This is a genomic window from Oscillibacter hominis, assembly GCF_014334055.1.
Lineage (GTDB): Bacteria > Bacillota > Clostridia > Oscillospirales > Oscillospiraceae > Oscillibacter > Oscillibacter hominis.
In genome coordinates, this window is the sequence record NZ_CP060490.1 from 1310708 (window position 1) to 1324835 (window position 14128).

Below are 14128 nucleotides of genomic sequence, written 5' to 3' on the forward strand. Positions count from 1 at the left end.
CCATGGAACTGCTGGAGAAGCTGACCATCCTCTCCGATGCGGCCAAATACGACGCAGCCTGTACCTCCAGCGGCAGCAGGCGCGGCTTCCGGCAGGGCTATATTGGCAGCACCTCATCCTCTGTGGCGGGCTGCTGCCACAGCTTTTCCGCCGACGGCAGGTGCGTGACGCTGCTGAAGGTGCTGATGACCAACTGCTGCGTCTATGACTGCAAGTACTGCGTCAACCGCCGCAGCAACGACGTCCGCCGCACCGCGTTTACGCCGGAGGAGCTGGCGGAGCTGACCATCGGCTTTTACCGCCGGAACTACATCGAAGGGCTCTTTCTCTCCTCCGGCGTACTCCGTTCTCCGGACTACACTACAGAGCTGATGATCCGGTCGTTGACCATCCTGCGCCAGCAGTACCGGTTCAACGGCTATGTCCACGCCAAGGCCATTCCAGGCACCTCCCCGGAGTTGGTGAATCAGCTGGGCCTTTTGGCGGACCGGCTCTCCGTCAACATCGAACTGCCCTCAGAGTCGGGCTTGAAGGCCCTGGCGCCGGATAAGACAAAGCAGGCCATCTTCACCCCCATGCGCCAGATTCAGCAGAAAAACCAGGAAAACCGGGAGGAGCTGGTCAAATACCGCCACGCGCCGAAGTTTGCCCCCGCCGGACAGAGCACCCAGCTGATCGTCGGCGCCACCGCCGATTCGGACCTGCACATCCTCTCCCTGACCCAGGGGCTGTACGACAAATACCAGCTCAAACGTGTGTTCTACTCCGCATATGTACCGGTGGTGGAAAACGCCCTGCTGCCCTCCAAGGAGACCAAGCCCCCCCTGCTGCGGGAGCACAGGCTCTATCAGGCCGACTGGCTGCTGCGGTTTTACGGGTTCCGGGCGGAAGAACTGCTGGACCAGGAGCACCCGGATTTCAACCCTCTGGTGGATCCCAAATGCAGCTGGGCCCTCGCCCATCTGGACTTTTTCCCGGTGGAAGTCAACACCGCCGACTATGAAACGCTGCTGCGCATCCCCGGCGTGGGCGTCCGCAGCGCCAAGCGCATCCTGGTCTCCCGCCGGGCCGGTCCGCTGCATCACGAGGATCTGAGGAAGTTAGGCGTGGTGATGAAACGGGCCCAGTACTTCCTGACCGCAGGCGGAAAGATGGCGGAGGGCCTCCGCTTCTCGCCGGACAGTCTGCTGCGGGGCCTGATTGCGGCGGAGCGACCCTCCCTGCCTCTTCCTCAGGCGGAGCAGCTGTCCCTCTTTGACGCCGGATGAATCAAGATAAGGATTGATACAATGCCTGAACTGGTCTATCTATATGACGGCAGCTTTGAGGGGTTTCTCTGCTGCGTCTTTGAAAGCTATACAAGAAAAGAAGTCCTCACCGCTATCTGCAGCGATGAGGACTTTGCACCTGTGCTGTTTGCCACCAGGACCGTGGAGACCGACCGGGCCCACGCACTGCGGGTCTACCGCAGCCTGATCAAGATTTCTCCCCAGGCTGGGAATTTGGTCCGCAGGGGGTTCCTGACCTGCCTCCCGGACCGGGAATACCGCCTGTACCTGCTGATCCGAAAGCTCTATCGGGTAGGGGCTCCGCTGCTCCGCCGGTTTTCCGACGAGGTCTGTTACCCCATCTTCACCGCTGTCCGCCATCTGGAGGGTGAGGCCCAGCTCCTGCGGGGCTTTGTCCGGTTCTCCGAATTTTCCGGCGTTCTGGGCGCTGAAATCGAACCGAAAAACCGGGTGCTCCCCATTCTGCGGGGCCACTTCTGCGGCCGCTATCAAAATGAGACCTTCTTCATCTACGACCGGACCCATCACGAGGTGCTGCTCTATGCCGACCGGAGATCGGAAATCCGTCCCCTAAATGATTTCCAGATGGCGCCGCCGGACGAAGAGGAGGCGTCCTTCCGCACCCTCTGGAAGCGCTTCTATGACACCATTGCCATCAAAGAGCGCTTCAACCCCAAATGCCGCATGACGCAGATGCCCAAGCGCTATTGGAACACCATGACGGAATTTCAGCCGCCCTCTTACTTTAAGGCGAAAAGTTCTCCCGCAGCCGTTGCAGGCCCCGCCGCTCCAGGCGGGATACCTGCACCTGAGAGACCCCAAGCACCCGGGCGGTCTGTTCCTGAGTAAAGCCCTTGAAAAAGCGGAGCAAAATGGTCATCCGCTCCTTTTCCGGCAGGCGGTCTATGGCCTCCCGGAGGGCGATTTTTTCCACCAGCCCCTCCTCCGGCGCCTCTCCACCCAGCACACCTTCCAGCGTCAGCCCTTCAGCCAGTTCCTGCTGCAGCGATTCTGGCGCCTCGGTGGCCAGGTCGATCTGAGCGATCTCCTCCACCCGCATCCCGGTGGCCTCCGCCAACTCCGAAAGGACCGGCTCCCGGCCCAGCTCCCGCCGCAGCCGCTCCCGCTCCCTGTAAAGCATTTGGCCTTGCTCCCGTATACTGCGGCATACTTTTACCGCCCCATCATCCCGTAAAAACCGACGGATTTCCCCGGCGATTTTCGGAACGGCATAGGTGGAAAAACAGGTGCCGTACTGGAAGTCAAATCCGCGGACCGCCTTCAAAAACCCGAGGCAGCCCAATTGGTAGAGGTCGTCCGATTCCACGCCGCGGCCGTAATACCTCCGCACAATGCTCCAGATCAGACCCGCGTTTTCATTCAGCATCCGTTCGCAGGCGTCCTGGTCTCCCTGCTGGGCAGCTTCCAGAAGCTCCTGTGCGCTCATAGATGGGCCCGCACCGCGATCTTCCTGCGCATGACCACAGTGGTCCCCTTTCCCGGCTTGGAGCGAACCGTCAGATGATCCATAAAGCTCTCCATGATGGTGAAGCCCATGCCGCTGCGCTCCTCCCCGCCGGTGGTGAACATAGGCTGGCGGGCCTGCTCCACATCTGGAATGCCGCGGCCCCAGTCCCGTACCAGGATTTCCAGGATGTTGCCCTCAAATATCCTGGCCCGAACCAGCACCTTCCCCAGGGAATCCGGATAGGCGTGGATGGTGGCGTTGGTCACTGCCTCGCTCACTGCAGTTTTGATGTCGCCCAATTCGTCCAGCGTGGGGTCCATCTGCGTGGCAAAGCTTGCCACAGCCACACGGGCGAAGCCCTCGTTGCTGCTGCGGCTCAAGAATTCCATGGATATGTAATTGATTGCTTTCATTGTCTTTCCTCCTGTCGAATGGTCACAATGCGGCTGATCCCCGCAGCATCCAGCACCCGCATCGCCTGGGACGGCACGTTGCACAGCACCAGGTTTCCGCCGAACAGCTGCATTTTGTGGTGCGCCCGCAACACCAGCGCAATGCCTGAGCTGTCCATAAATGTGATGCCGGAAAAATCCAAAACAAGCCGAAGGGGCAGCGCCGCATCCAGCGCCAGATCCAGCTCCCGCATGGCCTCCTTGGCGCCGCTGTGATCCAGTTCTCCCCTGCATTCCAGCAGGAGGTTCCGGTCAACCGTTGTTGCATTGATTTTCATGGAAACGCTCCTTTTTGGTAAATTATTCCCCGATTTCGATGATAGCATGTCCCCCTTCCGGTTTTTTGTCGAAACCTCTAAGCATCGGATCGGGAAATCAAAAAATGCCTGATTTTTTGCCGCAGTGCATCTGATCCGCAGCCCTCACCGCGTTGGAGCAATTTGACTCTCCGGGCGGGATATGGTAGAATTACACTGCAAAGATAAAAACACAGTCCGGTTGGTAGTCCGGGCGTCCTTTGGGATCAGTAACCTGCCTCCTTGGTTGTCCCTTCTTTGTGTCAGCATGTAAGGAGGAAATTGCCATGGAAGCAAACGGTTCCAGTCTCACGGTGTTTTTTGACCCTCCATTCTGGGTGGGCGTCTTTGAGCGCTGGTCGGAGGGCAGATGGGAAGCCTGCAAAATCGTCTTTGGCGCGGAGCCAAAGGAGGGCGAGCTTTACGAGTTTTTGCTCAGGCACTACGACCATCTCCGCTTCAGCCCATCCGTGGAGGGCTTCGGCGGGAGAAGAAAAGCCGCCAACCCCAAGCGGGCCAGGCGGCAGGTGGAAAAGCTGCTCTCCTCCTCCGGCGTGGGCACCAAAGCCCAGCAGGCCCTGCAGCGCCAGCGGGAACAGTGCAAATTAGAGCGCACGGACCGCATTCGCGCCCGTCAGCAGGCGGAAAAAGACCGCCGGTTTGACCTGCGCCAGGAAAAACGCAGGGAAAAACACAGAGGACACTGACCTTCATATGGCAGAGGAAGGGCCCGCGGAGAGAGTGTCTCTCCGCGGGCCCTTCCCTTTGTGGGATATAAAAAGAGAGGATGATAAGTCATCCTCTCTTTTTTCAGGCTGCCGGCGGCAATCTATCACCGCATTCCGATCGCCGCCGTTCGGCCATTGGCTTTTGTCATGGCAGTTTATCCGTGCAAAGCACGGTTTGTCAGTTCTTCATTGCCGCCTCGGACTCCTCTAACTTGGCAATCAGTTCCCGGTACTTCACCGCCTTTTCCCGTTCGGCGTTGACCACGGCCTCCGGCGCGTTGGCTACAAACTTTTCGTTTTTCAGCTTGCCCTCCACCGATGCCAGGCCCTTTTGCGCCTTTTCCTTTTCTTTGGCAATCCGCTCCAGTTCCTTTTCAAAATCCACCAGTTCCCGCAGGGGGATATACACAGTGGCCTTGTGGGTCACAATGGTCACCAGACCGTCCAGGTCCGCCGGCGCCTCGCCCACAATCTTCACCCCGGAGGCAAAGGCCAGCCGGGTGATGAAGTGGACGCCCTGCTCGTAGATGGCCGGCTCCTCCGTGGACAGGATCAGCTCAGCCTTTTTGGAGGGCGGCACATTCATTTCCGCCCGGCGGGCGCGGATCGCCTTGATGGTGTCCATCACCGCCTCCATGGCGGCCTCTTCTGCCGGGAAGTCCAGCGCCTGCCGGTACTCGGGCCATTGGGAAGTCATCAGGAACGCGCCTTCCTCTCCCTCCAGGCGGGGCAGCGCCTGCCAGATTTCCTCCGTAATGAAGGGCATGAAGGGGTGCAGCAGTTTGAGGACCTGGGTGAGCACGTAGCACAGCACCTGCTCCGCCGCCAGCTTACTCTGGGCATCCTCGCCGTTCAAACGGGTCTTGGTCAGCTCAATATACCAGTCGCAGTAGGTGTCCCAGATGAAATCGTAGACCTTGGCGGAGGCCACGCCGATCTCATAGCTGTCCAGGTTTTCAGTGACTTCCTTCACCAGGGTGTTCAGCTTGCTCAGAACCCACTTGTCCTCCAATTCCAGCTGCTCCGGCAGGCGGCAGTGTTCAATGCTCAGATTCATCATCACAAAGCGGGAGGCATTCCAGATCTTGTTGGCAAAGTTGCGCATGGCCTCGCACTTTTCCGTGTAGAACCGGGTGTCGTTGCCCGGGGAGTTGCCGGTGATCAGGTTAAAGCGCAGGGCATCGGCGCCGTATTGTTCCGCCATTTCCAGCGGATCGATGCCGTTGCCCAGGGACTTGGACATCTTGCGGCCCTTGTCGTCCCGGACCAAACCATGGATCAGCACGGTGTGGAAGGGAATCTCCTTCATCTGCTCGCATCCGGAGAAGATCATCCGGGCCACCCAGAAGAAGATGATGTCATACCCCGTCACCATGACGGAGGTGGGGTAGAAGTACTTGAGGTCCTCTGTCTTCTCCGGCCAGCCCAGGGTGGAGAAGGGCCACAGGGCGGAGGAGAACCAGGTGTCCAGCACGTCCGGGTCTCTTGTCAGGTGGGTGCAGCCGCATTTCTCGCACTGCACCGGGTCTTCCCGGCTGACGTTGATGTGGCCGCATTCGTCGCAGTACCAGGCGGGGATCTGATGGCCCCACCAGAGCTGGCGGGAGATGCACCAGTCGTGGACATTTTCCATCCAGTTGGTATAGGTCTTGGAGAAGCGCTCCGGGACAAACTTCACCTCGCCGTCCCGGACTACCCGCAGGGCCTCCTGGGCCAAGGGCTCCATCTTCACGAACCACTGGGCGGAGATCAGCGGCTCCACGTCGTTGTGGCAGCGGTAGCAGGTGCCCACATTGTGGCTGTAAGGCTCGGTCTTCACCAGATAGCCCTGGTCCTCCAGGTCCTTTATGATCTGCCGGCGGCACTCATAGCGGTCCATCCCACTGTAGGGGCCGCCGTTTTCATTGATGAATCCGTCGTCGTTGATGACGCGGATGACCTCCAGGTTGTGGCGCAGCCCCACCTCAAAGTCGTTGGGATCATGGGCCGGGGTCATCTTCACGGCGCCGGTGCCAAAGCCCAGTTCCACATAATCGTCGGCCACAATGGGAATCTCCCGGTTCATAATGGGCAGGATGCAGGTCTTGCCCACCAGGTCCTTGAACCGCTCATCCTCCGGGTTTACGGCCACGCCGGTATCGCCCATCATGGTTTCGGGACGGGTGGTGGCCACCACCAAATCGCCGGAGCCGTCGCTCAGCGGATAGCGGATATACCAGAGGTGGCCCGGCTTGTCCACATACTCCACCTCCGCGTCGGAAAGCGCGGTGGTGCAGTGGGGGCACCAGTTGATGATCCGGCTGCCCTTGTAGATATACCCCTTTTCGTAGAGGCCGCAGAAGGTCTCCCGGACCGCCTTGGAGCAGCCCTCGTCCATGGTGAAGCGGGAGCGGCTCCAGTCGCAGGAGACGCCCAACTTCTGCTGCTGGCGCACAATGCGGCCGCCGTACTTCTCCTTCCACTGCCAGACCCGCTCCAGGAATTTCTCACGGCCCAGGTCATAGCGGGTCTTCCCCTCGCTTTTGCGCAGTTCCTCCTCCACCTTGATCTGGGTGGCGATGCCGGCGTGGTCAGTGCCCGGCAGCCACAGGGCGGAGTAGCCCTGCATCCGCTTAAAGCGGGTCAGGATATCCTGAAGGGTGGAATCCAGGGCATGGCCCATATGCAGCTGCCCGGTGACGTTGGGCGGCGGCATCACAATGGAAAATGGCTTCTTCTTGGGATCCGGCTCGGCCCGGAAGCATCCGCCGTCCATCCACATCTGGTAGATGCGGGACTCCACCTGTTGGGGCTCATACACTTTTGGCAGTTCTTTTTTCATACGTCTGATCTCCTATATCTGTAGTGATTATAAGTCAAAGTCCACTCTCCCGCATGGGAGCTTTTCCTGCAAAAATGCCCGCAGGGCCTCCGGGTCAGGGATATCCCGCTTCGGCAGCAGGAGCCCGTGCTTATCGCTGAAGAAAAGGGCCACCAGCTCACGGCTCTCGCCCCAGGTTTTGATGACCCGATAGGGCAGCTTCGAGGTCTCCAGTTCATCCCGAATGGTGATTTCCTCCTCCCCAAAGAGGAAGGTGTTGGTCCGCACCTCCTTGGGCATCACCCGTTTGGCGCTCCAGGCAGTGAGGCGATAATAAAAAATCCCAGCGCAAAGGAACAGCGCCCCGACAAGCAGTTCCACCCCCACCAGTACGGAAGGTCTTCCCTCTGCATAGGTCAAAAGGCAGCCGCTGAGCAGGCCCAAAAATCCGAACAGGCAGTAAAATCCACGCATCAGCAGCGTCTTGCGCCGGCCAAGTGTTTTGGCATAAATCCGCTGAAAGGCAATCAAGTCCCGGAGCGTATACTGGGTGACAACTTCCATCTCTTCCTCCTTAAAAAAGAACGCCCTGAGCCAAGTTTGGCTCAGGGCGGATCAATCATCCGTGGTACCACCTGAATTCGGGAAATTCCCGCACTTTTCCGGCTAATCTGCCGCTTCCCGATAACGGGGGAATCCGTTGGCGCCTACTCATCCTGTTCAGCCCAAAGCTCCGGGACGACTTCCCTGCCGCGTCACGGGGACTCGCACCAGCCGTCCCCTCTCTTTGCTTCCGCCCTACAGGTACTGCTTCCCTTCATCGCAGTTCATATCGTGAATCAGTATAATATAGCGCCGGAATTTTGTCAAGTATGACGAATTGCGTCCATTTTATTTTCAGCTCATGCGGAGTATCTCTTTCTTCAGCCGCTGTATGATCCGCTTTTCCAGCCGGGAGATGTAGGACTGGGAGATTCCCAAACGGCTTGCCACCTCTTTTTGAGTCTGCTCCTGGTGGCCTTCCAGCCCAAAGCGGAGTACGATGATCTCCTTTTCCCGCTGGGGCAGAGTGCTGATCGCGCTGTGGAGCAGCTTGCGGTCCACCACCTCTTCGATGGGGCGCATCACCGTGTCCTCCTCCGTGCCCAGCACGTCAGAGAGCAGCAGCTCGTTCCCGTCCCAGTCTGTGTTCAGCGGCTCGTCAAAGGAGATTTCCGACCGGCGGGACGCATTTTTGCGCAGGTACATGAGAATTTCATTTTCAATGCACCGGGAGGCATAGGTGGCCAGCTTGATGTTCTTCCCCGGCTGATAAGTGGACACCGCCTTGATAAGCCCGATGGTCCCAATGGAGATCAGGTCCTCAATGCCGATGCCGGTATTTTCAAACCGGCGGGCGATGTAGACCACCAGACGCAAATTGTGCTCAATCAGTGTCTGGCGCGCGTCCTCCTCCCCGATCCGCTCCAGCAGCTTTGCCTCTGCCTCCCGGGAAAGAGGCGGCGGCAGCGTATCGCTGCCCCCGATGTACATGATTTTTCCCGGCCGCAGCAGCCCCAACCGGGTCAGAAGACGGCTGAGCCCCTGCCTCCATTTTTCCAGCACGTTGTTTCGCTCCCTTCTTTACCTCTCCGCCCCAGAGGGCATGATACCCGCCGCCGTCGCTGACCTCCGAGGGAGAAAGCGCCACCAGCAGGTCAGGATACCGCACTCCGTTTACGCTGACGCAGTCGCACCGCACCGCCAGCAAAAGCCCACTGCTGACTCCTACGCTGCGGTAAGGAATCAGACGAAAGCGTTTGTCGTTCAGCTGTTCCATGGCCTGCACCGGCTCCGCCAGGCTCTCCGCCGTCAGAGCCTCCCTCCATTCAGGGGGCCACAGCTCCTTCAGCCGCTCCGCCCAGGCGACCAGCATCTGCCGCCCGGAGATGGGGTCGCGCAGCGTATTCCCCGAATCGCACAGGGCGGTCAGGGAGACCCGCCTTCCCGCCAGCTCCACGCTGACGCCCACCAAGTCCCCTCCGTGCTTTGCACCGGAGCGGAAAATCACTGACAGCACCACATAGGCTGCCGCGGAGGCAATGAGCAGTATCTTCCCGTCCACCTGGGTGTAAAATACCCCGCTGACCATGGGCGTGCGCCCGGCCAGCAGCCCAAGCGCCAGCACACAGCCCGCAAAAGCGCAGGAAACGCCGAAAAAAAGAAGCGTCAGCCGCAGCAGCGCCCGCTCCCCGCCGTAGGCGATCAATGCCACCAGCGCCCCGGCCGCCGCCTTGATGGGAAGCGCCGTCAAAAAGGCGCACCCTGGCAAAAACACCGCCACCGCATACGCTCCTCCCGCCGCGGCGGCCAGGAGAAAGCGCCCCCTGCGCAGCTGGATGCCGGCCAGATGGGCCGCGCACAGCAGCATCAGATAGTCCGTCAGCATGTTGAATAAGAACACGCTGTCTATGTACACGACCGTCATGGCAAACCTCCCCCCACAGGATGGTCCCATTATAGAACGAGCTGTGCGTAAAAGAGGTCGCAAAAAAGGAGAGCGCCCCGCAGGACGCTCTCCTTTTTATATGATGTAGGGCACAATCATGGAGGCAATCAGGGAAAGCGCCATGATCACAGCCAGAATCAGCGCAAAGACTCTTGCCTTTTTGTTCATTTTCCACCCTCCTCCGTCAGGATTTTCCGGATACTCTTTTCCACCTTGCTGCGGGGCAGCATCAGCTCATGCCCGCAGCCGAGGCAGCGCAGCTTGATGTCCATCCCCACCCGGAGCACCTCCCAGGTTTTGCTGCCGCAGGGATGTTCTTTTTTCAGTTCCACCTTGTCGTGCAGGTGCAGTTCCAAAATACCGCCTCCTTCTCGATCAATCCCTCCCGCCGCAGTGCATATATTGGATAAATACAGCCGCACTGGGCGGCGGATGGGATGGTTGACTATGCCAGAAAATAAATTGTTTTTGCCAGAGGGGTCCCGCTCGACCGGGCCCTATTCGTTGGATGATTTAAAAGCAGCTGAGGAGTCCGGCGCCATTTTGGAGGGCATCGTCCTGCGCTGTGACACTCAGCATAACCTGCATGTTTCCTTAGGGGGATACACCGGCCTCATCTCCCGGGACCAGGCCGTGCTGCCCTCCATCAACGGCTCCGACCGGGAGATCGCCGTGCTGTCCCGGGTGGGAAAACCAGTCTGTTTCACGGTTTCCTCCATCCGCTCCGATGAAAAGGGCGCGCCGGTGGTCCGTCTTTCACGCCGCCAGGCCCAGGAGCGGGCCATGGCGTATCTCTTGGAGGCCCTGGAGCCCGGCATGGTGATCGACGCCAGGGTTACACACCTGGAAAGCTTCGGCGCTTTCGTGGACATCGGCTGTGGGATCGTCTCGCTTTTGCCCATTGAAAACATCTCTGTCTCCCGCATCGCCCACCCCGCCGAGCGCTTCCGCTCAGGCCAGCGGATCCGGGCGGTGATCTCCGCCGTGGACCGGGAGAACAAGCGCTTCCAGCTCACCCACAAGGAGCTGCTGGGCACCTGGATGGAAAACGCCAGCCGCTACAATTCCGGCGAAACCGTCCGCGGGATTATCCGCAGCGTCAAGGACTACGGTATCTTTGTGGAGCTCCAGCCCAACCTTTCCGGCCTTGCGGACCTGAAAGAGGGCTTTTCTCCAGGCGACTGCGTGTCCGTGTTCATCAAGAGCCTGCAGCCGGAGCGCATGAAGATCAAGCTCCAGATCATCGAAAAGCTCCCGCCCTTCCTGCCTCAGCTCCCCTATCAGATCACCGACGGCCAAATTGCCCTGTGGCGCTACTCCCCGCCGGGGTTTCAGCATGACCCCATTGAGACCGACTTTACCGCTTCCCTTTGATCTCCTCCCAATAGCGCCGGGCGGCCTGCTCCGTCTTGTTGTCCGCGTACTCATAGTACCGGGCGCCCCGGATGGCGTCGGGCAGATACTGCTGCTCCACCCAGTGGTTGGGGTAGTTATGGGGGTATTTGTAGTTTTGCCTGTTGTCAAAGCCAGTGGTGTCCGCATGGACATTTTGCAGCTGGCGGGGAATCTCGCCGGTCTTTCCGTGGGCCACGTCCTCCATGGCGGCGATGATGGCGTTGTGGGCGGAGTTGGATTTGGGCGCAGTAGCCAAAAGAACGGCTGCCTCCGCCAAAGGAAGCCTTGCCTCCGGAAGCCCCAGCTGCACCGCCGCATCCACGCAGGCCTTTGTAATGACGATGGCCTGGGGATAGGCAAGGCCGATGTCCTCCGCCGCGATGACCAAAAGCCGCCGGCAGGGCGAGAGCAGGTCTCCCGCCTCCAGGAGCCTGGCCAGATAGTGAACCGCGGCGTCCGGGTCCGATCCGCGGATGGACTTTTGCAGCGCGGAGAGGATGTCATAGTGGGCGTCCCCATCCTTATCGTAGCGCATGGCGCTGCGCTGCGCGACCTGTAAGGCATCTTCGCTTGTCAGTTTCAGCTTCCCGTTCTCCGGAATCGCCGACTGGCACAGCAGCTCCACCGCATTGATGGCCTTGCGCACATCGCCGCCGCAGGCGGTGGCGATCTGGAGAGGGACCTCTTTCTCCCAGTTGATCTCCAGCCCCAGTCGATGCCCCTCGATCTCCAGGCCCCTCAGGACAGCCCGCTCCACTTCCTCCGGCGGGACCTGCTTGAATTCAAACACGGTGCTGCGGGATAAAAGCGCACTGTAGATGTAAAAATATGGGTTCTCTGTGGTGGAGGCGATCAGGGTGATCTTCCCGTTCTCCATGAATTCCAGCAGGCTCTGCTGCTGCTTTTTATTAAAGTACTGGATCTCGTCCAGATAGAGCAGCACCCCGCCGGGGGCCATCAGCGTCCCCACATCGGCGATGATCCCCTTGATGTCCTGCAAGGACGCGGTGGTGGCGTTGAGCCGGTACAGCGTGCGGTTGGTCCGCTGGGCAATCAGGTTCGCCACAGTGGTCTTGCCCGTACCGGAAGGGCCGTAGAATACCATGTTGGCATTGGTCCCGCTCTCAATGATCCGGCGCAGCACAGCTCCGGGAGCGAGGAGATGGGTTTGCCCCACCACTTCGTCCAGTGTCCGGGGACGGATTTCATCCGCAAGGGGCCGGTTCATGGCCTTCCCTCCTCTCCAATTCCATATCCGCTACATTGTAACACAGCTGTCCTGATTTTGCATCCCTTTTTTCCCTCGCCAACCGTCGAATCCTGTGGTATAATAGCATCAATCGTTTTACCCGGCTGCCGGGAAACTCTACAAATGAGGTGATTGCATTGCGAGCATCTGTCAAACGAATCATTGAGGAGCTGAAGGCCCTTTATCCGGACGCCCTCTGCTCTTTGGATTATCAAAAGGACTATGAGCTTCTCTTCTCCGTGCGCCTGGCCGCCCAGTGCACCGACGCCCGGGTCAACCAGGTTACTCCGGCGCTTTTTGCCCGCTTCCCCACGTTAGAGAGCTTTGCCGAGGCCGACCCGGCGGAGGTGGGAGAATACATACGCTCCTGCGGCTTTTTCAACACCAAGTCCAAGGATCTGGTGGAGTGTGCCAAGGTGTTGGTGAACAAGTTTGGCGGGAAGGTGCCCGGCACCATGGAGGAATTGACCAGCCTGCCGGGGATCGGCCGTAAAACCGCCAATTTGATCTTGGGCGATATCTACCACCAGCCCGCCTATGTGTGCGACACCCACTGCATCCGCATCACCGGGCGGCTGGGCCTGACGGACGGCAGCAAAGACCCCCTCTCCGTGGAGCGCCAGCTGCGTGCCTGCCTGCCGCCGGAGGAGTCCTCGGACTTCTGCCACCGCATGGTCCTCCACGGCCGCGCCGTGTGCACCGCCAGAAACCCCAAGTGCGAAAGCTGCACCCTCAGCCGCGACTGCGCCTATGCCAAGGCAAAGAAATAAGCCGCTGCTCTTTTCCGTAAATTTGGTTCAAACAGGAAGTGTCTGCCGCTACGGCAGACACTTTTTTTCGTTTCCAGCATAGACTGTAATTACAGAGAGGAGTGTTTCCATGGACAACAAGGAACTGGTTGAAAAGCTCAAGGGCAACCAGGCCGCGCTGCAGGCGCTGATGCGCTCGCGGGACGGCCAGGCACTGATGCAGCGGCTGACCCAGTCAGACGGAGGCGCGGCGCTGCAAAAGGCCGCCATGTCTGCCGCAAAAGGCAATACCTCCGACATGGTGCGGATGGTCAATCAAGTGATGCAAAGTCCGGAAGGCGCAGATCTGATCCGCAGGATCAACGAGTCTATTCCCAAGTAAAGGCGGGGTTGTGTGGCTGAATTTGAAGATAAACTGAATGCGCTGCTGAATGATCCCTCCAGCATGGCCCAGATCATGCAGCTGGCCCAGTCCTTTTCCGCCCAAAACGGGAATTCGGCCGCACCGCCGCCTCCGCCGCCCCCCGCACCTGCTGCCTCCGCAGCACCGCCCGCGGCCGATTCCTCGCCCCTGAGCGGACTATTGGGCGGACTGGACCCAAACCTCATCGGGAAACTGCTTCCCCTGCTACAAAATGCCGGAGGTAACAGCGAATCCGCCCAGCTGCTGTACGCGCTGCGCCCTTTCCTGAAACCGGAGCGGCAGGACAAAGTGGACCGGGCATTGCAGTTGGCGCGGATGATCCACCTGGCAAAGCAGTTCTTTACCAACTGGGAGGCTTAGAGGATGTATAACCGCTATATTCGAAACGATCAGGGCAGTTATACCCGCGTGCAGGAGGAGGAACCCGCCTCCCGCCAGCCCTCCCCTCCCGGCCGGGGCGAATCACCCCACCAGGAGCCGCCGCATCAAGGGCCACGGGAACAGGCGCATCAGGAGCGGCAGGAACATCATGAACCGCCGCCCCACGAAGAAGCGCCGCCCCACCAGGAGCCGCCCCCTCACAGCGGGAGGGACCCCCGCTCCGGCTTCATCACCGGAGCGCTGCGCAAGCTCCTGGACCAGCTGCACCTGGACAATGTGGACACCGGGGATTTGCTGTTGCTGCTGATCCTTTTTTTTCTATTTGAAGAAGGCGCGGAAGAAGAGCTCCTGATTGCACTGGGGCTAATGCTGATCCTGTAAAAAAAGCAGCCGCTTTTTGTAAGCGGCT

16 protein-coding genes, 1 pseudogene and 1 other annotated feature are annotated in these 14128 nt (G+C 59.5%); of the genes and pseudogenes, 8 read left to right on the forward strand and 9 right to left on the reverse strand.

Going from position 1 to position 14128, the window contains the following annotated elements; all coding sequences use genetic code 11:
* Window positions 1-2 precede the first annotated feature (2 nt).
* Window positions 3-1268, forward strand: coding sequence for a putative DNA modification/repair radical SAM protein (locus H8790_RS06580; RefSeq protein WP_187334249.1), 1266 nt, complete (start codon window positions 3-5; stop codon window positions 1266-1268).
* Between the two features lie 21 nt (window positions 1269-1289).
* Window positions 1290-2138: a TIGR03915 family putative DNA repair protein gene (locus H8790_RS06585; protein WP_187334089.1), complete on the forward strand. Its 849-nt coding sequence runs from the start codon at window positions 1290-1292 to the stop codon at window positions 2136-2138.
* Here H8790_RS06585 and H8790_RS06590 read toward each other — a convergent pair.
* From H8790_RS06590 to H8790_RS06600, 3 genes are read right to left on the reverse strand one after another with little or no spacing between them, the layout of a single operon-like run.
* Complete coding sequence (locus H8790_RS06590; protein WP_187334090.1) at window positions 2035-2736, reverse strand: sigma-70 family RNA polymerase sigma factor; 702 nt, start codon at window positions 2734-2736, stop codon at window positions 2035-2037. The genes H8790_RS06585 and H8790_RS06590 overlap by 104 nt on opposite strands.
* Window positions 2733-3170, reverse strand: a complete 438-nt coding sequence (gene spoIIAB, locus H8790_RS06595) for an anti-sigma F factor (protein WP_187334091.1) — start codon at window positions 3168-3170, stop codon at window positions 2733-2735. The genes H8790_RS06590 and spoIIAB overlap by 4 nt, the downstream gene beginning before the upstream one ends.
* Entirely contained in the window at window positions 3167-3487 is a 321-nt protein-coding gene (locus tag H8790_RS06600; protein WP_187334092.1) for an STAS domain-containing protein, read from the reverse strand. The genes spoIIAB and H8790_RS06600 overlap by 4 nt, the downstream gene beginning before the upstream one ends.
* A 305-nt stretch (window positions 3488-3792) precedes the next feature.
* Here H8790_RS06600 and H8790_RS06605 point away from each other — a divergent pair, with 305 nt between their 5' ends.
* On the forward strand, window positions 3793-4212 hold the full coding sequence (locus tag H8790_RS06605; protein ID WP_187334093.1) for a YjdF family protein: 420 nt from the start codon (window positions 3793-3795) through the stop codon (window positions 4210-4212).
* A 199-nt stretch (window positions 4213-4411) separates the two neighbouring features.
* Here H8790_RS06605 and H8790_RS06610 read toward each other — a convergent pair whose 3' ends face one another.
* From H8790_RS06610 to H8790_RS06630, 5 genes and pseudogenes are all read right to left on the reverse strand, one after another.
* Window positions 4412-7054 carry a valine--tRNA ligase gene (locus H8790_RS06610; RefSeq protein ID WP_187334094.1) on the reverse strand — a complete coding sequence of 881 codons (2643 nt, stop codon included), beginning with the start codon at window positions 7052-7054 and terminating at the stop codon, window positions 4412-4414.
* Between the two features lie 27 nt (window positions 7055-7081).
* A complete protein-coding gene (locus H8790_RS06615; RefSeq protein ID WP_187334095.1) occupies window positions 7082-7597 on the reverse strand; it encodes a YcxB family protein in 516 nt (171 codons plus the stop codon).
* A 39-nt stretch (window positions 7598-7636) separates the two neighbouring features.
* Window positions 7637-7863 (reverse strand) — a binding site (T-box leader).
* 67 nt (window positions 7864-7930) lie between these two features.
* Window positions 7931-8602, reverse strand: a complete 672-nt coding sequence (gene sigE, locus H8790_RS06620) for an RNA polymerase sporulation sigma factor SigE (RefSeq protein WP_404821716.1) — start codon at window positions 8600-8602, stop codon at window positions 7931-7933.
* 82 nt (window positions 8603-8684) lie between these two features.
* Window positions 8685-9530 (reverse strand): annotated as a pseudogene (locus tag H8790_RS06625) (sigma-E processing peptidase SpoIIGA); the annotation flags it as partial.
* Window positions 9531-9685: 155 nt separating this feature from the next.
* Window positions 9686-9877: a DUF951 domain-containing protein gene (locus tag H8790_RS06630; RefSeq protein WP_187334096.1), complete on the reverse strand. Its 192-nt coding sequence runs from the start codon at window positions 9875-9877 to the stop codon at window positions 9686-9688.
* 91 nt (window positions 9878-9968) lie between these two features.
* Here H8790_RS06630 and H8790_RS06635 point away from each other — a divergent pair, with 91 nt between their 5' ends.
* Window positions 9969-10895 carry a S1 RNA-binding domain-containing protein gene (locus H8790_RS06635; RefSeq protein ID WP_187334097.1) on the forward strand — a complete coding sequence of 309 codons (927 nt, stop codon included), beginning with the start codon at window positions 9969-9971 and terminating at the stop codon, window positions 10893-10895.
* Here H8790_RS06635 and H8790_RS06640 read toward each other — a convergent pair.
* Window positions 10879-12144: a replication-associated recombination protein A gene (locus H8790_RS06640; protein WP_187334098.1), complete on the reverse strand. Its 1266-nt coding sequence runs from the start codon at window positions 12142-12144 to the stop codon at window positions 10879-10881. The genes H8790_RS06635 and H8790_RS06640 overlap by 17 nt on opposite strands.
* Before the next feature lie 152 nt (window positions 12145-12296).
* On the opposite strand from H8790_RS06640, the gene nth reads away from it, so the two are divergent.
* The 4 genes from nth to H8790_RS06660 all read left to right on the forward strand — a co-directional run bounded on the left by nth (window position 12297) and on the right by H8790_RS06660 (window position 14100).
* Window positions 12297-12935, forward strand: a complete 639-nt coding sequence (nth, locus tag H8790_RS06645) for an endonuclease III (RefSeq protein ID WP_187334251.1) — start codon at window positions 12297-12299, stop codon at window positions 12933-12935.
* Window positions 12936-13044: 109 nt separating this feature from the next.
* Window positions 13045-13296 (forward strand): hypothetical protein, encoded by a 252-nt coding sequence (locus tag H8790_RS06650; RefSeq protein ID WP_187334099.1) that lies wholly within the window; start codon window positions 13045-13047, stop codon window positions 13294-13296.
* 12 nt (window positions 13297-13308) lie between these two features.
* Window positions 13309-13698, forward strand: a complete 390-nt coding sequence (locus H8790_RS06655) for a hypothetical protein (protein WP_187334100.1) — start codon at window positions 13309-13311, stop codon at window positions 13696-13698.
* Between the two features lie 3 nt (window positions 13699-13701).
* Window positions 13702-14100: a hypothetical protein gene (locus H8790_RS06660; RefSeq protein ID WP_187334101.1), complete on the forward strand. Its 399-nt coding sequence runs from the start codon at window positions 13702-13704 to the stop codon at window positions 14098-14100.
* Window positions 14101-14128: the final 28 nt, after the last annotated feature.